Annotated in this window: 17 protein-coding genes and 5 pseudogenes; 11 read left to right on the top strand and 11 right to left on the bottom strand. The window is 40.4% G+C overall.

The window, feature by feature from the left end; genetic code table 11:
- Positions 1-32: 32 nt before the first annotated feature.
- The 3 genes and pseudogenes from PN838_RS17975 to PN838_RS17965 all read right to left on the bottom strand — a co-directional run bounded on the left by PN838_RS17975 (position 33) and on the right by PN838_RS17965 (position 2333).
- Positions 33-704 carry a hypothetical protein gene (locus tag PN838_RS17975; RefSeq protein ID WP_272181525.1) on the bottom strand — a complete coding sequence of 224 codons (672 nt, stop codon included), beginning with the start codon at positions 702-704 and terminating at the stop codon, positions 33-35.
- Positions 632-997, bottom strand: coding sequence for a hypothetical protein (locus PN838_RS17970; protein WP_272181524.1), 366 nt, complete (start codon positions 995-997; stop codon positions 632-634). Before PN838_RS17970 ends, PN838_RS17975 begins: the two co-directional genes overlap by 73 nt.
- Positions 998-1092: 95 nt before the next feature.
- Positions 1093-2333 (bottom strand): annotated as a pseudogene (locus tag PN838_RS17965) (ABC transporter substrate-binding protein).
- A 293-nt stretch (positions 2334-2626) separates the two neighbouring features.
- On the opposite strand from PN838_RS17965, the gene PN838_RS17960 reads away from it, so the two are divergent.
- The 3 genes from PN838_RS17960 (at position 2627) to PN838_RS17950 (ending at position 4546) form a co-directional block, all read left to right on the top strand.
- On the top strand, positions 2627-3094 hold the full coding sequence (locus PN838_RS17960; RefSeq protein ID WP_272181523.1) for a hypothetical protein: 468 nt from the start codon (positions 2627-2629) through the stop codon (positions 3092-3094).
- A complete protein-coding gene (locus tag PN838_RS17955) occupies positions 3079-3273 on the top strand; it encodes an energy transducer TonB (RefSeq protein WP_272181522.1) in 195 nt (64 codons plus the stop codon). Before PN838_RS17960 ends, PN838_RS17955 begins: the two co-directional genes overlap by 16 nt.
- Positions 3274-3355: 82 nt before the next feature.
- Positions 3356-4546, top strand: a complete 1191-nt coding sequence (locus PN838_RS17950) for a sigma-70 family RNA polymerase sigma factor (protein ID WP_272181521.1) — start codon at positions 3356-3358, stop codon at positions 4544-4546.
- A 52-nt stretch (positions 4547-4598) separates the two neighbouring features.
- Here PN838_RS17950 and PN838_RS17945 read toward each other — a convergent pair whose 3' ends face one another.
- Positions 4599-5258, bottom strand: a complete 660-nt coding sequence (locus PN838_RS17945; protein ID WP_215962579.1) for a CPBP family intramembrane glutamic endopeptidase — start codon at positions 5256-5258, stop codon at positions 4599-4601.
- 520 nt (positions 5259-5778) lie between these two features.
- Between PN838_RS17945 and PN838_RS17940 the strand changes: the two genes are divergently transcribed.
- The 3 genes from PN838_RS17940 to PN838_RS17930 all read left to right on the top strand — a co-directional run bounded on the left by PN838_RS17940 (position 5779) and on the right by PN838_RS17930 (position 8964).
- Positions 5779-6063, top strand: a complete 285-nt coding sequence (locus tag PN838_RS17940) for a hypothetical protein (RefSeq protein WP_272181520.1) — start codon at positions 5779-5781, stop codon at positions 6061-6063.
- Positions 6064-6071: 8 nt separating this feature from the next.
- Positions 6072-6332, top strand: coding sequence for a hypothetical protein (locus PN838_RS17935; RefSeq protein WP_272181519.1), 261 nt, complete (start codon positions 6072-6074; stop codon positions 6330-6332).
- A gap of 670 nt (positions 6333-7002) precedes the next feature.
- Positions 7003-8964 (top strand): FlgO family outer membrane protein, encoded by a 1962-nt coding sequence (locus tag PN838_RS17930; RefSeq protein WP_272181518.1) that lies wholly within the window; start codon positions 7003-7005, stop codon positions 8962-8964.
- A gap of 222 nt (positions 8965-9186) precedes the next feature.
- On the opposite strand, the pseudogene gorA reads toward PN838_RS17930, so the two are convergent.
- Positions 9187-10538, bottom strand: a pseudogene (gene gorA / locus PN838_RS17925) (glutathione-disulfide reductase).
- A 276-nt stretch (positions 10539-10814) separates the two neighbouring features.
- Here gorA and prlC point away from each other — a divergent pair.
- The 4 genes and pseudogenes from prlC (at position 10815) to PN838_RS17905 (ending at position 14884) form a co-directional block, all read left to right on the top strand.
- Positions 10815-12864 (top strand): annotated as a pseudogene (gene prlC, locus PN838_RS17920) (oligopeptidase A).
- A gap of 38 nt (positions 12865-12902) precedes the next feature.
- A pseudogene (locus PN838_RS17915) lies at positions 12903-13624 on the top strand (DNA-3-methyladenine glycosylase I).
- Between the two features lie 49 nt (positions 13625-13673).
- Positions 13674-14396, top strand: a pseudogene (locus tag PN838_RS17910) (class I SAM-dependent methyltransferase).
- Between the two features lie 14 nt (positions 14397-14410).
- Entirely contained in the window at positions 14411-14884 is a 474-nt protein-coding gene (locus PN838_RS17905; RefSeq protein ID WP_272182643.1) for a peroxiredoxin, read from the top strand.
- A 173-nt stretch (positions 14885-15057) separates the two neighbouring features.
- Here the strand turns inward: PN838_RS17905 and PN838_RS17900 are convergent, their stop codons facing one another.
- The 5 genes from PN838_RS17900 to PN838_RS17880 form a co-directional block, all read right to left on the bottom strand.
- The gene (locus tag PN838_RS17900; RefSeq protein ID WP_370661052.1) at positions 15058-15492 is read right to left on the bottom strand and encodes an alpha/beta hydrolase family protein; all 435 of its coding nucleotides are present in this window, start codon (positions 15490-15492) and stop codon (positions 15058-15060) included.
- 31 nt (positions 15493-15523) lie between these two features.
- Positions 15524-15994, bottom strand: a complete 471-nt coding sequence (locus PN838_RS17895; RefSeq protein ID WP_272181517.1) for an alpha/beta hydrolase family protein — start codon at positions 15992-15994, stop codon at positions 15524-15526.
- A 16-nt stretch (positions 15995-16010) separates the two neighbouring features.
- The gene (locus PN838_RS17890; protein WP_272181516.1) at positions 16011-16175 is read right to left on the bottom strand and encodes a hypothetical protein; all 165 of its coding nucleotides are present in this window, start codon (positions 16173-16175) and stop codon (positions 16011-16013) included.
- Positions 16175-17029 carry a hypothetical protein gene (locus PN838_RS17885; RefSeq protein ID WP_272181515.1) on the bottom strand — a complete coding sequence of 285 codons (855 nt, stop codon included), beginning with the start codon at positions 17027-17029 and terminating at the stop codon, positions 16175-16177. Before PN838_RS17885 ends, PN838_RS17890 begins: the two co-directional genes overlap by 1 nt.
- A 116-nt stretch (positions 17030-17145) precedes the next feature.
- Positions 17146-17601 (bottom strand): thioesterase family protein, encoded by a 456-nt coding sequence (locus PN838_RS17880; protein ID WP_215962587.1) that lies wholly within the window; start codon positions 17599-17601, stop codon positions 17146-17148.
- A gap of 122 nt (positions 17602-17723) precedes the next feature.
- Between PN838_RS17880 and recQ the strand changes: the two genes are divergently transcribed.
- A complete protein-coding gene (gene recQ / locus PN838_RS17875; RefSeq protein WP_370661051.1) occupies positions 17724-19490 on the top strand; it encodes a DNA helicase RecQ in 1767 nt (588 codons plus the stop codon).
- Between the two features lie 102 nt (positions 19491-19592).
- Here recQ and PN838_RS17870 read toward each other — a convergent pair whose 3' ends face one another.
- The gene (locus tag PN838_RS17870; RefSeq protein WP_272181514.1) at positions 19593-19862 is read right to left on the bottom strand and encodes a c-type cytochrome; all 270 of its coding nucleotides are present in this window, start codon (positions 19860-19862) and stop codon (positions 19593-19595) included.
- Positions 19863-19963 lie beyond the last annotated feature (101 nt).

The following is a 19963-nucleotide window of genomic DNA, read 5'->3' as shown; positions in this document are numbered from 1 at the left end:
TTTAAATTCACTGGCCGCTTTAGCTAATAAACCTATTTCGTCTTTACGTTCTGTATCTGATATTTTGGGGAGAAATCGCCAGTCAAAAATGACTTAAATGCATAAGTTAAACGCTTAATTGCAGCGGTAATATGCAACTGAAAGAATAACGCGAATCCCAAGAACAAAATCAATCCAACGGCGATAGAAGCTTTAATAATAACCTCAGTAATTTCTACAGCTTCCGCACCTGACTTTTTGATCGCACTTAACAACCCCAAGGATTGGGTTTTTAATAACTTTGCTTGATTAGTAAATTCAACGGCGTCACCTGCCATTACAACATTAATCAGCCCAAGAAAGTTTCTGTTGGCTTGAACGCTTTTAGCAAAGAGGGTTTGATATCTGTTGGTTAATGCTAACAAGGATGCAAAGTGAACCTCCGAATTCGCTTCGCTTGTTTGAGCTAATTCTGTGAGCTTCTGATTCAGTTGACTTATCGACTGATTTACAACGCTACGTTGTTTAAACTGTTTTTTATTAAAAAATAGTGTTGAACTGCGTTCCATTTGCAACCAAAGGTTATGCGCGACGAGCGCCTCAAAAAGTAACTTTTGATTGTTATTCACTTTCGCTATTTGGTTAAATGCTTTTACGCCCTGTTGGAACACTTCCGGTAGTTCAATGTCGATATAATTACTTTTAGTTTGATACAGCTGAACCAAAACCCCAAGTTTTCACCATAGCGAACCACCAACGTTTTCATATTTTGAATGGTATTGAGTAACTCGTCGTTTTCTGTTTGTCTTCGGACCTCCTCCAATCGACTTTTGATACTGTCATGAGTTGTCATCATCTTAGCAAATATCGTGGTACTTCCACCCTGTCCAAACACTGTGACGTCACGTTGTAATTCAACAATGTCCTTGTTGATTTCGAGTACAATAATTGAATTATTTGATATCTGTAAAATTCGTTCTACTGAATATTGAACAGCGCTAATTTTATTTGTTAGCACTCTGTAGTTTGCTAATAACGTTAATATTATTAAAAATAATAACACCCCGATTTTTAAGGCTATGGTATTTTGTAATTTAACAATCATATAGGTATTTACGCATTTAGAAGCTCAAACCAACGATCTAAACTATAATCATAATTGTCCATTACCGTATTCCACACCGCGATATTTGAAAAACGCTTAACGTAACTTCCGCCATCTCTTATCTCACCAGCTTCGACTGAAACACGACCATCCGTTCCTTTTAATTGCGTGTTAGACTGTTTTCCGTCATACCAGTAATCCCATTCGTTTCGGTGCATCAAGGACCGACTCCGTTCTGGATTTGAGATGTAATACCCTTGTCTTGCGATAAACGCACCAGAGTAACCAGATAGCCACCAATTCATATAATCATACGCGGCATCTTTAACATGGCCGTTGGTCATTGCCGATAGACACATAACCCCATGCCACGCTCGGTACCCTTCTTTAGGAGAAGCATAACGCACAGGAACCCCTTGGCCACGACATGCACTCACAGCAGGAGAAAACATACTCTGAATATGCACACGCTTGTTCGTCATAAACTCCACTGACTGAGGTACAGAGGTCCAAAAGCCAGCAAACTGCCCGTTACGTTTTTCTCTAGTAATATGCTAAACAAGGTGTCTATTTCATCGATGGTCATGTTTGCGATATCACCAAACTTCATCAATCCTTTAGCTTGAGCCGCTAAGGCAGCGTCAAATATTCCTATGGTCGGCGCATTAACCAATGCGACGCGTCCTCGGTTGGCGTCATCGAGTAACCATCCCCAAGATTCAGTTTTATAAGCTTCTTCAGGTTTTATAAAATTTGTGTTGTAACCAAACGAATCGACATTGTGGACATAGGGCATAAAGCTAACTTTTGAACTTGCGGCTTTACCTAAAGAGCCGTCTTGCTGCACATAAAGCAGTTTATTTGGGGAATCACCAGCACCGTATTTTGCTGAGGGAACGATTTTCCCTGTTTTTGTTAATGGGTTAATCTCATTCCAGTATTTTAAGCGTTCGATTTCTATTGGCTGAATCGAACCTGCATGCCATAACACGTTGATTGAGTCTGACCATTGTTCATATAAATCAAAAGAATGAGGCGCAGCCGCCGCTTTTTGCAGTACCGCAGCACTGCCCATTGCGGTGAACTCTAGATTAATCCCTAACTCTCGCATCGCCTGTTGTCGTAGCTCTTCTTGCAAGGTGACATGAGTGCCCAACACCCTTAACGTAACAGGCTTAGAACGGGAAAAAACATATGGTGCGTTTAAGATAAGTGCAGCACTTGTTGATGTCGCTGCAACGTTTTTTATAAATTTCCGGCGAGATTGATTTGTCGGCACTCTCGTTCCCAGTTTGTTGTATTAACTGAAGTATAGACAGTGAATTTCAACTTATCGTTTTTTTATAAGAATATATGAAATGTTTATTACAGATGACGAGCTTCCTTTTCCTTCAAGTCGCTATTATTTATGGGAGTCTCTTAAGCTAGCAATATTTTTTATAACATTTAACCCCTTTTCTAATGACCAAACGTTTTATTAATAAGGTTATTCATTTGGTGCCAACTGACCTTTTAAATTAATGACAATGTGAGGAAATACAGATGAACCAAGCCACAACTAAAATTGCCCCAGAAATAAAGAGTATAGGTAAATTTACTGCCTTTACTTTACTCGGCGCGACGGCATGTTTTGCCCTTTTTGTTTTGATGGGAAAGTTAATAGAAAACGATAACCTTTCTTTTGCGGAACCCAGAGAAACATTTATAACTGAATTACTCGCGGTGCAAGAAGAAAAACCGACAATAGTAAAACCAAATGTTTTACCGCCACCGCCTATAGCAAAAGCGCCGCCCCCACCACCGCCAATTCCAGTGGATACGACCAGCGAAAATTTGTTGGCTATGAATACAAACTTTGGTATCAAGATCCCCCTACCCAACTTGGCCCTATTGTGTTTGAAGGTCGCCAGGACAACTCCGCAACGCCAATTGTCAGGGTACAACCAAGATACCCAATTAAAGCAGCGCGGGATGGCATCGAAGGATGGGTTAGTTTGTCATTTAGCATAGATGCCGTAGGTCGTGTTATCGATATTGCTGTTATAGAGTCCCAACCTGCAAGGGTCTTTGACAACGAAGCTAAAAAAGCGTTAAAAAGGTGGAAGTACAAACCACAGATTAAAAACGGTAAAGCAATCACGTTGCAAAACCAACAGATAATGCTCGAGTTTAATTTGGGCCAAAGCTAAGTTATTACAACTTCAAGCCGCGATAGACTAGCCGTTTTAGCTAACAAAAAACGGTTAGTAAACGCCGAAGTTAAGGATGTTGATGAATATTACGATCGGATTGAAGAACTGGCTTAATATTGCCGAATCAAACGAAAATCTCATGTTGAAATATGCGGACTCGGGCGAATTAAAATACATAAAAGAAATCGTAAAACGACTCGAAAAAGATCTTTACCATTACTTGTTTAGCCAAGTAGGCCCTGAGCTAGCCTCCGATGTCTGCCAAATGGCATGGGAAAAAGTCATTAAAAATAGACGCTCATTTTCTGATACAGGCACAGTAAAAAGTTGGTTGTTTAAAATTGCCCGAAGCGCACTTATTGACGAATTACGAAAACAACAGCGATGGCAAGTTGAAGAGTTTGACGAATCAAATATAAATGACCATTCAACACCATCCAAAGCTCAATTTGATGTTATGAATGAAATAGAACAACAACAGCGTTTTGACGCGGCCTTTAATGAGTTACCTTTTCTCCAAAGAGAAGCGTTTATTTTGCAGCAAGAGGGGTTCAGATTGAGAGAAATTGCTCAAATTACCCATTGCGAAATGGAGACAGTTAAAAGTCGCTTACGTTATGCTAAACAAACACTAACCACCCTCATTGGTGAAACACGAGAGGGGAGTAATTATGTCAAACAAACACACAGAAACTCGATTACAAGAATGTTACGAAAATCGAAAAAAAACGTAGTTCCACCGCCTAATTTGCAAGAAGCCATATTGGCAAATGCTAAACAAACAAAACCCTCTATTTGGAAATGGGTGAGCTGGCAGTACGCCATGGGCATATTTGTCGCCGTTATTATATTTGGTTGGAACAGAAACGACGCCCCACTACAGACTAATGAGCAGTATTCCGTTGTAGCTACTTATAATACGGACCATACAACGACCTATTACCACGATGTAACGTTTTTAAGTGCCGACCAAAACGATGTTAAAAACATTAAAGAAAATGCACATTACCAGCAATACCTTGCCGCCATCGAATCATTAAAAGATAAACGTAAGTTGCCCGGTATCGTAAAAAGCATAGACAATGAAATTGTCATCCAAGTATGTGATGTTGGTGTATTTCAGCTGTCGCGAGAAATGGTTAATCACCTTCTTCATGCACCAAGCCATAGTCAGATGGTTGCTGGCAAAGCGGTTTATCTTATGGCGGATGAAAATGGATTTATTACCGCAATTGAAAACCGAGATTCGCTTCAACAATGCCCGTCATAATCATCAATTAAACATGTCATTCGACAGCGGCTGACAGTCCCAGCTTTTAGGCTTAGGTCAACATGCCGCTGTCAAAATGTATGCCTAGACCGGCAGTAAATAACCAACAGCCCCATAAACTGTGCTCTAGAGTCACAAGTAAAGTTGAACGACTGTGCATATAAGTATAAGCAAAGACCAATCCTGCAAAAAATGACCCCACAACAGCTATCCAGTTGGCAAACATTAAATGTGCTAATGCAAAGCTGAGTGCACTTAACCAGGCTCGTAAATTTTTACTTTTGAATATATGTTTATATCGATGAAATAGGTAAGTTCTGAAAATTACTTCCTGTGGCCATGCGGATAAAACCGGATATAAAAATAGCAGGGCAATCCACATTAGGGTTTGCTCTAACGGCAGTGAGAACAGCCACTGGGGCGTAAACCACCAACTCGCCAACGTGATAACAAACGCCGCCAGTAAAAAGGTCTTCATGACATTAGGCAGAAATTCTCGCAGTTTTTCTAAGTTCCACAACCTGAAGCGCTTAAAACGCGGGTCTGTTACCAGTGACAACAAACACCAAAGTAAAATTGTGATCAGACACAATAATAAATAGGGTGCTACTGTATGCCTTAAAAAATAAACAACGATGGGTAAAACGATAAACAACAAAACAAACTCAACATACATTACTGGCTTGTAATAAGCCTTGGTCAAACTAACCACCGAGTTCTCCACACAAAACAACTAATAAATACAAGCTTAAGCTAAATATCTAGATAAACTTCGATTCACAAAAATTTAATATAAGTGGTGATAAATGGTGGGGCGACAGGCTAAATTTAATATTCTCAACCACATTTAAAATCTACTGCTATATTTTTACTATAGGTTTCGCATTTTATAATCCAAATTTGGGTGTCGTTTTTGAAAATAACAAAAAGTCAGCTCTACATCCTCTCTTTTACCTTGCTCTTGGTGGGGATGGGACTTAATGCCCAGACAAACATAAAGTACATGGCGCAGCTCGATACAGCGGCACAAAATACAAGTTATAGCGTTAGGATGTTAGAAGAAGTCTGCCTTGTCATTAATCGCGATTTCGGCGGTTGTAAATTGGAGCCGGTGTCGGTCCCAATGTTACAGCGAAGGCAGCTTAAAAGTTTGACTCAAAAAAGCTCGATATTGTTTGGACGGTAACCACCGCCGAGCGTGAAAAAATTATCGACCGATACGCATTCCCTTAATGAAAGGGTTTATCGGGTACCGAATTGCCACAACAAACACCAACACCAAACATCATTTTACTCAGCCGGAAAACCTGCCAGCCATAAAAAGCCTTTTAGCCGCCCAGAGCCACGATTGGCCAGATTCAACAATCCTAAGGAACAATGGCTTTAACGTGTTTGAAACCACACTGCTAGATCAAATATACCAAAATGTTGGGCGCAGTATTTATGACTACACGTTAAGAGGCGTGCTTGAAACCTATTCAGACTTATCAAATGTAAAGGGAAAAACCTCCACGTAGATGAAAATTTGTTATTTAGATACCGCTCTGCCATTTACTATTTTGTTCGGGCTGAAGATGAGAAATTAGCAAATAAAATACAACAAGCGCTTTTGGTACTGATCAAAAACGGCACCTTTGACAAGATATTTTATGAGTTTAATGACCACCAAAAAATTATTAACGATGCCAACCTAGAGCAACGCCACATAATCGAATTGCAAAACGACGTTGACTTTTCTTTGATCCCGTCAGGCTTTAAACCTTGGTATGACATAAAACCGAGCTAACAATTGTAGTTTTGTTTGCGTTAACTGATCGCGATAAAGGTTACAAAATAAAAAAACAGAATAACACAGCGCATTATTTAGGTTTTTCTTCAAGGGGTAGAGCTAACTCAAGAGCAAAACTTCACTAAATCAAGATGCGAAGATTAACCCAACGTACATAATTTTTAACCTAGTATCTGACTCAGGACTTTACTTGCTTCCTGTTCGTTCATTCTGCTAAGCATTTACATAATTATGAAGAACTTTCAAAGTATGTTGTTGAATTAGGCATTAGGGATACGCTCCAACAGCCATTTACCAATTATTTTCAAAACTAGCGACAGTCGACTTTTGGCTAGCTGAATGAGTTTCCAATGATCACTCGCTTAATGTAAACAACATTAATCTGCACCTGTAGTGGAATCGTGCGGTTTAAACTTTAGATTGATTTGTATATCTATTGTACTGTTGTTGTTAATCCATTATTGTTAATTTATAAAAAATAATGAGCATCACGGATGACATTTTTTACCGAATTAAAACGCCGAAATGTATTTAAGGTTGCCAGTGTTTATTTGGTAACCTGCTGGATTATCCTACAAATTGTTGCGGTGATTTCACCCGCTTTACACTTGCCTATTTTATTCAGCACCATTACCACGGTTATTCTGACGATTGCCTTTCCTTTTGTATGCATTTTTGCTCGGCATTTGAACTCACCCCTGAAGGGCTTAAACGCACCCATGAGGTTGATATCGACGAGTCTATTGGTGAGCAAACCGGCAATAAAATCAATTACCTGTTAGCAGGCGCATTGGTGCTGGCCTTAGCATTTATCGCCTATGAAAAACTATTTACCTCCAGTGCTGATGTTAGTTTAGAACGTTCTATCGCAGTATTACCATTTGAAGATATGAGCCCGGATAAATCCCAAGGTTATTTTGGTGATGGCATTGCCGAAGAAATTCTTAATTCTTTGGCGCGGTTAAATCAGTTAGTGGTGATTGCCCGTACCTCATCATTTAATTTTAAAGACAGTAACACCGATATTCGTGAAATTGGCCAAAAACTCAATGTTAACTATGTACTAGAAGGTAGCGTGCGCAAAGATAGAGACAAGGTCCGAATAACTGCTCAGTTGATTGAAGTCACCAGTGGTGCGCATATTTGGTCACAAACCTATGATCGCGAATTAACCAGTATCTTTGCCCTGCAAGATGAACTGACTTTTGCCATTACCCAAGCACTCAAACTAAATCTGTTACCCGAGCAAGTGGAACATGAAGCCGGTATGACCACCAATCCACAGGCCTATGAGTTGTTTATTCAGGGGCGGGAGCTCGCCTATCAGCGCAGTTCGGAATCATTAAAACAAGCTGCTGACATATTACAACAAGCTATAAAACTAGATGAGCAATTTTATTTGGCCAAGGCACAACTCTACATGGTGTATAGCTTTGCTGATAATTATGGTGGCTTTATAGAGTCTTTGCGTCAGGCAGAAAAAGAACGTTTGTTTTGGGAACTAATGATTGCACCTGATTTTCCACTTAAAACGCTGGTAATAGCAACACAGGCTTCGGACAGCGGTAACTTAGCAATAAGTGTCAAGCTTTATCAACAAGCTTATGAAAAAGCCCCTAATGACCCGCTAATTCAAAATGTGAGTACTTTAGCGTTGGATAATATTCTAGATGGCATCAAGCGAAGGGAGAAAATACTAAAAACCAATCCACAAAGTCAGATAAATATCACCAACTTAGTGTTTTTGTATCTTGTAACGGAACAGCCAGATAAAGCTCAAGCAATGTTATCAACAATGGAAAAGCTATTTCCCGAAAACACACAAAACTTCTTACCCAATATTTATTATAGCTACGCCTACCAACAAGATATTGAAGCGACCTTAGCGCTTATTAATGACTACCGTAGCGAACCCAGTGCAGACTATAGAAGGGCAAAATCCGCAATCAACATACTGGCCGGCAATATCGATACTGCGCTGGATTATATTGACGAAGAATTACGCCAGTCGCCTGAATATGCAGAACAATTTATTAACGCCTTATTATTACTACTGGATTTAGATACGCGCGGAAAACTAAACGAACAACAGCAACAGCGTTATCAACAATTACCGATTAGTGAGTCTACCCAAACTGAATTACTGGTATTTTATAAGCTGCTGTTGGGCGACGAAACTTTGTATGAACAACAACAGCAGTTGACAGGGTTAAGCGCAGAGGAGTTTATCCAACGCGTTGATCTTAATCAGACAGAGCCTTATGACTATGCTGCCATTAAAAAACGTAAAGGCGACGACAGGTATGTTCAAGTACTGAAAACTAGTCTTGCTTATAGCTCTTCTCAATGCCAACAAACACAAAATAAGGTCGGTTGGTTCTGTGCAGGGATTATGGATTTCATTGGCGGTATTTCTGAGCAACAAACCCAGAATATGTTTAAGCGCCAACCAATGCTGGATACATACTTGATAGGGATTGAAAAATTTATCTTAACTGCGCCCGTTTATTATGGTTTGAGCCAACACCCTGAGTTTGAGCCGCTTGCTAATGCATTTTTGGATCGTACCTTCAGAAAATGGAACCCGGATTTAGTGGCAGAGAAAGTTACTGCATCACCAACAAAGTAAAGTGAGGGACACATGGCATGTTGCTGAATTAAAACGCTGCAATGTATAAAAGCCTTTCGAATTAACTTCTATTACTTCACGGCAAAATGGATGGTAATACGCAGATTTAAATTCTGGTGAAAAAACAGAAAAAACCTGAATAACACAGTGCATTATTCAGGTTTTTCTTTAAGGGTTAGGTCTAACCCAAGTGCAAAGCTTCACCAAATCGATATGAGCAAATTAACGCAAAGTAACGTACTCTTCAGCTGAGGTAGGGTGAATTGCAACGCAAGCATCAAAATCGGCCTTTGTCGCGCCCATTTTAATTGCTACAGCAAAGCCCTGTAAAATCTCATCCATACCGAGTCCAATACCGTGTAGACCAACAACTTTTTCGTCGTCACCGGCACAAACAAGTTTCATTTTGGTCATTTGTCTGTGTTCCGTAACCGCAGTATACATAGCGGCAAAACTTGAGTTATATACTTTAACGTTTTCTTCCCCGTATTGAGCAACCGCTTCAGGTTCAGTTAGCCCCATAGTCCCAATTGCAGGGTGACTAAATACCACAGTTGGAACTAAGGAATAATCCATCACGACATCGGTAATGCCGTTAAATAATCGTTCAGCCAATATACGGCCAGATTTAACAGCAATTGGTGTTAACTCAATCTTACCGATAATATCGCCTAGGGCGTAAATACCCGGAACATTAGTTTCATGATGTTCGTTTACTGGGACGTAACCACGAGAATCAACCTCTACACCGGCTTTTTCGATATTAATGCCATCTGTAGAAGGCGTGCGGCCGATTGCCCAAATAACACAATCGGTTTCTACGCTTGTGCCATTTTCAAAATGTAACACCAGTGAACCGTCAGCGGCTTTTTCAACACGACTTGGTGTACTGTTTGTTAACAGTTTCAAATTGTCCTGTGCCATTATTTCAACTAAGGTCTCTGATAACATCGGGTCAAATGTTCTTAATGGCGCATGTTTTCGAACCGCTAACTGAGTTTCTGTACCTAAACTTTGCAATACACCAGCAAGTTCTACTGCAATGTATCCAGCGCCTACAACGACAGCACGTTTTGGCTGTTCATCTAAAGCAAAAATCCGTTTGAATCTATACCTAATTCAGCCCCTTCTATTTTAGGCCAAGTTGGTCGACCGCCTGTGGCAATCGTAATATGGTCAGCAGTATATTGCTTGCCATCTACTTCGACTGTTTTAGCATCTACAAATTTTGCAAAACCATTAATTACCGTAATACCGTTTGAATCTAAAACGCGATCGTATGAACCATGGATACGTTTAATATAAGCTTCACGAGACGCAACTAATTTGCTCCAATCAAATTTATTAACGGTGACATCAAATCCGTAATCAGGACTATATTTATGGATCGCTTCTGCAACTTGAGCCCCAAACCACATCGCCTTTTTAGGAACACAACCAACGTTGACGCATGTGCCGCCCATTGCTTTTGCTTCGATTAGCGCCACTTTAGCACCGCGCATCGCTGCACGATTTGCCGATGCAATACCACCACTACCGCCGCCAATGGCGATATAGTCAAAATGCGTTGTCATAAATTTATTTCCAATTGAGTCTAATTATCATAAGGATATGGCCTACTCGCCAGAAAACCAAATCGAATTTAACGATTCGGGCAATCGCCTTCGTGTTAGTTATATATTCTCGAAAAAATGCGCTAAAAATTAGCAATATGTGAACAAACAACACTCAGCTAGTACAGAATTTACAAAAACTAGACCTTGTAAAGTTACTTTCAAGGTACTATCTAACTTAATTAATATCACAAGAATAGCCACGCGTTTAATCCGCGACTAATTTAGGTAGCCAATATGTCTGACTCATCAAACCCACTTTTATCCAATTTTGATCTGCCACCGTTTTCTCAAATCCAGCCTCAACATATTAAGCCTGCGGTAGAGTCATTGCTAGATAGCTGCAAAAAGTCCATCGAACAGGTTGTTCAACTTCCGACTCAAACTTGGCAAACGCTAGTGGTCAATATTGACAAAGTAAGCGACCAATTTGGTCGCGCTTGGTCACCAATTTCTCATATAAACTCGGTATTAAGCTCGGACGAATGGCGCGAAGCCTATGAATCTTGTTTACCTATTATAAGTGAATACTCAACTTGGGTAGGTCAACACAAGGGGTTGTTTGACGCCTATTACGCCTATTCTCAATCAGACGAATTTGCCACATTAAGTACCCCCAGAAAAAAGTTATTACCAATGCCCTGCGAGACTTTAAATTATCGGGTATCGACTTGCCGGAAGACAAACAAAAACGCTACGGTGAAATCCAAGCAAAAATGTCAGAGTTGAGCTCAACTTTTAGCAATAATGTATTGGATGCTACTCAAGCATTTCAAAAAGTCATTACCGACGAAGTTGAATTAGCAGGGCTACCTGACTCTGCAATTGCCGCGGCAAAACAAATGGCTGAAGTAAAAGAAATAGACGGTTGGCTGTTTACCCTCGACTTCCCAAGTTATCTGCCGGTTATGACCTATTCTGAAAACGCAGAGCTTCGAAAAGAAATGTCTATCGCATTTTCAACTCGAGCTTCTGACCAAGGGCCATTTGCAGGACAATACGACAACTCTGAAATTATTGATGAGTTGATGGCACTTCGCCATGAGTTGGCGCAACTACTCGGCTTTGAGTCATTTGCAGAAAGTTCGTTGGCAACAAAAATGGCAGAAAATACGCAACAAGTATTAGGATTTTTAAGCCAACTGGCTGAGAAATCACTGCCGCAAGCACAGCAAGAAGTTGAAGAATTACGCCAATTTGCTCAAAGTGAGTTTGGTGTGAGCGAACTGAATCCTTGGGATTATGCGTTTTATAGTGAAAAATTAAAGCAAGCTAAATACGCAATTTCAGACGAAGCGTTACGCCCGTACTTCCCAGAAAGTAAAGTACTCGATGGGTTGTTTACCGTTGTAAATCGCCTATTTGGGGTTACAGTAACTGAAGTTAAAACCGGCATTGATAAATGGCATAAAGACGTTAAATATTTTGATATCGTTGATAAAAACCAGAAATACCGTGGCAGTTTCTATCTAGATTTATACGCAAGAGAAAAAAGCGCGGTGGTGCTTGGATGGACGATTGTCGCGGACGAGTATTATGGTCTGAAGATCAACTCCAAAACCCTGTAGCGTATTTAACTTGTAACTTTAATCAACCTATTGGTGACAACGCCGCGTTGTTTACCCACGACGAAGTCGTTACTTTATTCCACGAATTTGGCCACGGTATTCATCACATGTTAACTCAGGTTGACGAAGCCTCTGTGTCTGGTATTAATGGCGTAGCCTGGGATGCGGTTGAATTACCAAGTCAGTTTTTAGAAAACTGGTGCTGGGAAGAAGACGCACTGGCATTTATTTCAGGCCACTTCGAAACAGGTGAACCATTGCCAAAAGACATGTTAGACAAAATGCTTGCGGCGAAGAACTTTCAATCAGCGATGCAAATGGCGAGACAATTAGAGTTCAGCTTATTCGATTTCCGAATCCACGCTGAATACGACCCAGCTAAAGGTTCACAAATTCAGGCTATTTTGGACGATGTCAGACAGCAAGTTGCCGTCGTTCAACCACCTGCTTATAACCGCTTTCAACACGGCTTTGGGCATATATTTGCAGGTGGTTATGCAGCTGGATATTATTCTTACAAGTGGGCAGAAGTTTTATCAGCTGATGCATTTTCTAAATTTGAAGAAGACGGGATCTTTAATTCCGATACCGGCAATAGCTTTTTAACCAATATTCTGGAAAAAGGCGGCAGTGCGGAACCTATGGAATTATTTAAAGCATTTAGAGGTCGCGAACCTGAAATTGATGCATTATTACGACACTGTGGCATTGCCGCATAAGCATGATTTGACTTTATTTGGACGATTTTAATGTCAGAATTTTTAAAAAACTTGAGCCCTTTGACCGGATATTAGCCCGCGCTATTGAACGAAAAGGCTCTAAAGAGATAGTAATGGATATGGCCGGCGATATATTTGACGCCGACGAAATAGCCAGTCTTTCTGACGACAGATGGTTAGCCGCATTTACTAAACAAGTTTTTCAAAGTGGTTTTGTATGGCGAGTTGTTGAGCAAAAATGGTCCGGCTTTGAAGAAGTCTTTTTAATTTTGATATTGAAAAAATGCTGATGATGTCCGACGAAATGTGGGAACAAAAATGCAAAGACGAACGCATAATCCGTAATGGTAATAAGGTTATGACCATTAAGGCCAACGCCCAAATGATTTATGAAGTAAGCGCTGAACACGGCTCATTTGGTAAATTTATTGCAAATTGGCCCTGCGACGACATTATTGGTTTGTGGCAATTTTTGAAAAAACACGGCGCTCGACTTGGTGGAAACACAGGCCCTTATGCATTAAGGTTTATGGGCAAAGATGGATTTCTAATTAGTAGAGACAATGAAGCCTATTTTCGAGCTTATAAATTAGTTGATGGCGGGATCTCAAGCAAAAAAGCCAAACCGTAATTCAACAATGTTTTAACGCCTTAGCACGAGTCTACCGGTCTAACGTACAAGCAACTCAGTCGAATATTGTCTTTTTCTGTTGGCGACAATTTTGTTGGCATTGAAGCGGGAACTAACACCATTGACTGAGCAAACTCAACAATCTTCTTTACCATTTTATAATTGGCGCTCAGCGCCACTGCAACTCATCGAACTTGCAGAAACGTTTGGCTGGCAAATGGTTAACAAGGCCCCGCAAAACGGTTCGGTTTATGGCTTGTTTGAAGACAATAAATTTTGTTTAACTAAAGACGGAAAAACCCTAATCAATGTGGACTTTACGGGGGCGCCACCGCTCATCGTCATAAATTCGGAGGTGGTAAAACCAAGCTATCGCCAAAGCGGCTGGGCTAAATAAAGGCGCAACGCCTACCGTTTTAGATGCAACGGCTGGAATGGGGAAAGATGCATTTGTGTTGGCCAGTCTTGGCTGCAATGTCACTTTAGTTGAAAGACAGCCGCCTGTTTATATGATGTTAGTGGATGGTTTTCGACGCGCCATCTCAGACGGCTCTATTGATTGGTTCGAACAAAGAATGCAGTTAATCAATAAAACGTCACACGATGCGCTGCAAGACTCAATTTCATCAAACCAACAATACGACGTGGTTTATCTCGACCCAATGTTTCCGCATAGAGAAAAATCTGCCGCCGTTAAAAAAGATATGGCATTGTTCCAATCTTTTGTTGGAGATGATGCCGATGCCGATCAATTATTACCGTTAGCCTATCAATTAGCGCAAAAACGTGTTGTAGTAAAAGGCCTGACTATGCGCCGTTTTTGAACGAACAGACGCCAAATAGTCAAATAAAAACAAAAAAGAACCGATTCGATTTATATATTAAGGCCGCGATGGTCTAACAATGGAACCTTTTATGATTGAAGTGAATGACAAATTACCAAGTGTACAATTCCAGTTTTTTGACACAAACGAAGTAAAAACCGTTACCACAGAAGATTTGTTTGCTGGCCAAAAAGTCGTTTTGTTTGCAGTTCCTGATGCATTTACGCCAACCTGCTCTGAAAGTCACTTGCCGGGTTATGTTGTCAATTTTGATAAAATAAAAGCAAAAGGCGTCGACAAAGTTATTTGTTTATCTGTAAACGATGCTTTTGTCATGTCCTCTTGGGGTAAAGCACATAATGCCGAACACTTACTAATGTTAGCGGATGGCGGTGCTGATTTCACAAAAGCAATTGGCTTAGAAGCTGAAACAGGCATTTTTGGTGGTATTCGCTCACGCCGATACGCGATGATCGTTGAAGATGGAATTGTGACTCAGCTCAATGTTGAAGAACCAAAAGAATTTGCAGTGAGTGACGCGGAGTCAATTCTAGCCCTATTATAAATAGGAAAATCAATAACAATTAAAAGCTTAAGTAAGCTGTGGCTTTTGATAAAAATAAAAAACCGATGTTGATATGCAACATCGGTTTTTTTGTTTCTACAACAATGTATTGTGGCGTTCAATAAACTAACCATTTATCGCATTGACCGCCTCATAATAAGCGGTCAACCCAACTAAAAATCGATATGTTTACCTAAGAATTTAAGTACGCGTTTGAAATACTTAAGGCGGTTTTTCTCTAAATAAAATCCATGACCTTCTTTCTCAAACAACAAATACTCATACGGATGATCCTCTTTTTCTAGGGCGGCAATCAAACTTTCAGCCTGCTCAATTGGCGCTCGTTGGTCCATTCCACCATGAGCAATAAGTACGGGTACTTTCAATTTATCGATATTATACGATGGAGACATTGACTCTTGAAGTGCAACATTTTGCCCCAACACCGCTTTTAAATATTTATCACCAGAGCGGCGCTCTTGCACATCACCTTCTTTGAACATCAAAGGTAAGTCGTAAACACCAACTACACCAACAGCACATTTGTACAAATCTGGCTCAATTATCGGACTCATCAATGCCGAATAACCACCAAAGCTTGCGCCCATGATGCAAATGTTGTTTTTGTCGGCGATGCCCTTAGTCGATTAAATATTTGGTGCCGTCAATTATGTCATATTGAATTTCCGTGCCCCACTTGCCGTGACCAGAAGTTTCAAACGCAGGACCGTAACCACCAGATCCTCTGAAATTCACTTTTAACACCGCTAATCCACGACTCGCTAACATTTGCGCTTCTGGATCAAATCCCCAGTAATCACGCGGTCCATGTGGTCCACCATGAGGCATAACAATCAATGGTAAATTTTTCTCCGCCTTGCCTTTAGGAACCGTTAAATAACCATTAATTTCAATACCATCTCGAGTTGTGTATTTAACCGGACGAGTACTTGCCATAAGATCGGGGTTAATCCAGCTACGTGCTGAAAACAAATATTGAATTTTAGGTTTTCCGGTTTTTTCGTCCGGGTGCATTATGTAATAATCACCTGGATTACGGTCGTTATAAGCGATAACAATCTGAAATAGCTCATCCGGGGTAGAACTCACAATTTGAACTTGATGACTAAGGTAAGGCTTGTAACAAGCCTTTTAAGCGCTTTGATAAAAGTGCTTTTCCATCGACAAATTCATAAGCCGGGTAACCATTTTCATATTCAACCGCATATATTTTGCCGTCTTTTTCATTGCCATAAACATTTCTAATATTTACAACTGGATCTTTACTCACTAACTCAACTGAATTTTTTCAAAATCGATTTTGTACAAACCGATTGGCGCACCGTCTTCACTTGCGGTAACAAACATCGCATTGTCTTCGCCATCAACGATAACGCGTGGTGTAATTTTACTAAGGTGTTTAAACGAATTGTTAAACTTAGTCCATTCGCCAGTCTCAACATCCCGCTTATAAACTTCTTGATCAATATAATCATTACTAGAGACCGAGAAGCGAACCTCACCATTACCGTCGGTAATATATTGCGCATTAAAGGCTGGCGAGCGTGTCACTTTACGTCGTTTACCAGTATAAACATCGACAAGATAGACAGTTGAGTGTCGGTCTGCGCCGCTTTTTCTCAACCAAGGATGAACTTCTGCAAGAAAATAATTATCATCATGTACTAAAGGATCTAACACTAAAGATGACGCACGAAGCGCATCAGCTTTGCTTGATGCTCCTAATGACTTGCCTCCAGCTTTGTGTCCCATTAAGTATTGTGATTTTGAGCCATCGGCATTAACACCTAATAATTCGCCATGATAAGACGGTTGCGTATAAGCGCCGCGCATATAAGTTTTTTGTAATACAAGACGGTCTTTACTGACCCAGTTATATCCGCCAACCTGCTCTTTATCACCGTCGAATTGCACGACATTTATTAGTTTCATAGTATCGCGTTGCAATACCACCAAAACTTGTTTACCGTCGCGAACGGTTGTTGCAGCTAAATAATCGCCCTTTGGGGAGATTTTAACAGAACCAAATTCTGAAAATTTAACAAAATTCTCAAGCGGTATTTTTTCTCCGCAAAACTGCCAAAAGCCGTTATTAGCAAGGCAACTGCTAAAATTTTCTTCCACATAAAATTCCCTTATCCCTTTATTTTTATATTTTAAATATTGTATATCTTTTTTATTTAGTCAGTAATATTAAAGAGTTGGACTAAAAATGTCTAAGGTTCTAGGCATTTATTGTACTAACCAACCAAATAAGTCCCAGTACCAAAGGCAATTTGATCACCTTTTTGATTATGTAATTCCATGCGAGTCACGCAAACTCGGCTGCCGGAACGGATCAGTTGCGCTGTTGCAATAAACTCGTCACCACGACCGGGTCTCAAATAATCCGTTCTTAAATCGATAGTTCCCACTTTTTTGGTAAATTCGATTAATGCGGCTGAATCTTCAAAGTGCATTTTTTCCATCCGGCTAAAAATGGCCAATATGCCACCCACCGTATCGAGTGCCGAGGCGGTTACGCCCCCGTGCAGAATTTTTTGCATTGGATTGCCCATTAATTTGTCATCCCACACAAATCTAATTTCAGCTTTGTTTGCCTCACAAACGGTGATCTTTAGCCCTAAATTTTTGTTGAAATTTAAATTGGTGAACACATTTACCAACCAAGATCGAGCGTCGTCATTTGATAACATAAAAATAATTCCAAAATAACTGATCGGATGAGTATAACATTTGATTCCAATGCTACAATGCCCCCAAATATTTAATTTGAACCGCTAAATTGACCGACAACCAGACTACACCACTCGACATTTTGACAAAAATATTTGGTTACGATGCTTTTCGCATGGGCCAAGATAAAGTCATTGAATCCTGCATTAATCAACAAGATACCTTGGTTCTATTGCCTACGGGTGGCGGTAAAAGTTTGTGTTACCAAGTACCCGCATTATTGCTGCCAAATGTAACAATAGTCGTTACCCCTCTTTTGTCGTTAATGAAAGATCAGGTAGATCAACTTAATGAGCTTGGTATCGCAGCGAGTTACATTAATAGTCAGCAAACTCGACAAGAGCAATTTCAAACGTTAAATCAGTTGCAATACGGTGAAATAAAAATTTTGTATGTGTCGCCAGAACGTTTGCTACAGCAGCGATTTTTAGATCACTTACATCAAGCTGGGGTCAGTCTATTTGCAATTGATGAAGCACATTGTTTGTCTCATTGGGGACATGATTTTCGTGCCGATTATCTGCGCTTAGGCCAAATTAAAAACCTATTCCCGCATGTGCCAATCATGGCATTAACGGCGACGGCCGATAAAGCAACGCGATTTGATATTAGCCACCAACTCAATCTTAACGACCCCTATATCCATATTGGCAGTTTCGACCGCGCTAACTTGCGCTACACCATAGAAGAAAAATTCAAACCACTGAATCAGTTATTAAGTTTTGTTGGAACACAAACCGATGCTTGCGGTGTGGTGTATTGTTCGAGTCGTGCCCGAGTTGATGACGTCGCAGAAAAACTCAAGCAAAAAGGTTTTAATGCTGCGCCGTATCATGCAGGTCACGAAAACGCCCACAGAATAAAAGTACAAGAGCAATTTCAGCGAGACCAAATTCAAATTGTGGTCGCGACCGTGGCGTTTGGCATGGGTATAAATAAGCCTAATATTCGATTTGTAGTTCATTACGATCTGCCAAAAACCATAGAAAGTTATTATCAAGAAACTGGACGCGCTGGACGTGATGGACTTGACGCCCAATGCCTTATGTTCTTCGACTCAGGCGATGTACCTCGAATTCGCCGTATGATCAGCGACAATCAAAATGAAGACCGAGTAAAAGTTGAACTCCAACGGTTTAACGCTATGGTCGCCCTTGCTGATGCACAAACCTGTCGTCGCCAAGTATTACTAAACTACTTTAACGAACCTACAACCACAGGTTGTGGTAATTGCGATATTTGCTTAGACCCACCGACCTCGTTTGATGGGACATTATTAGCGCAACAAGCAATGTCTTGTATTTACCGCAGTGGTCAACGTTTTGGAATTGGTCATATCATCGATATTTTACGTGGCAGCCAAGGGATCCGGATTAAAGATCATAAACATGACGAATTGAGCACCTATGGAATTGGCAAAGAACAAACGCACGACTATTGGCTCAGCATTATTCGCCAACTAATACATCAAGGTTTGATTGAACAAGATATTAGCCGTGGTAGTAGTCTTGTTTTAACCGAAAAGGCTCGCCCTATTTTACGCAGCGAATCGACGTTACAACTTGCTGTACCGAGATTAAATACCAAAAAGCTATTTGAAAAAGCCGCACCTGTAAATTACGACAAACGATTGTTTGCTCGATTGAAGGGACTTCGAAAATCCATAGCAGAAGAGCATAATGTGCCACCGTTTGTCGTATTTTCAGATGCAACTCTGGCGGATATGGCAGACAAATTACCCACTACGCCACGCGATATGTTGTTAGTATCCGGGGTTGGTGAAACAAAACTACGTCGCTATGGTGACGCGTTTTTATCAGTGATCAATCGTCACGTCTCTGAATTGTAAAATTCAGAATCAATGCCAATCGACCTAGGTTATTTGCTGGGCATTAAAAAACCGACAAAGCGTCGGTTTTATCATTTTAAATTTATTTTATTTTACTTTATTTTATTTTAGCGACGCATAATACGCTGATAAGTTAGCAATATCGGCATCTGTCAGTGGCATAGCCATCGCGCCCATAACTGGGTCTTTACGATTTCCCGCCTTAAAGTCTTTTAGCTGTTTCGCTAAATACTGCTCTTTTTGACCTGCTAAATTTGGGTACATTGGAATTGCACTAATTCCGTTAGCACCGTGACAAGCAGCACAAACTGCGGATTTTGTTTTACCTGCAGCAGCATCGCCAGCAAGTACAGTTGTTGAACTAAGTGACATAATGGCAACCAGTACCAAACACTAAACTTTTCATCTTAACCCCTATTGTAATTTTACTTTTTCTCAGCTTAACACCAAACATTTGAATTAAATATAGCGTA

Source organism: Psychrosphaera algicola, from assembly GCF_028401425.1.
Classification (GTDB): Bacteria; Pseudomonadota; Gammaproteobacteria; order Enterobacterales; family Alteromonadaceae; genus Psychrosphaera; species Psychrosphaera algicola.
Note: the sequence above shows the minus strand (reverse complement) of the source record. Positions and strands in the feature narration are given on the sequence as shown.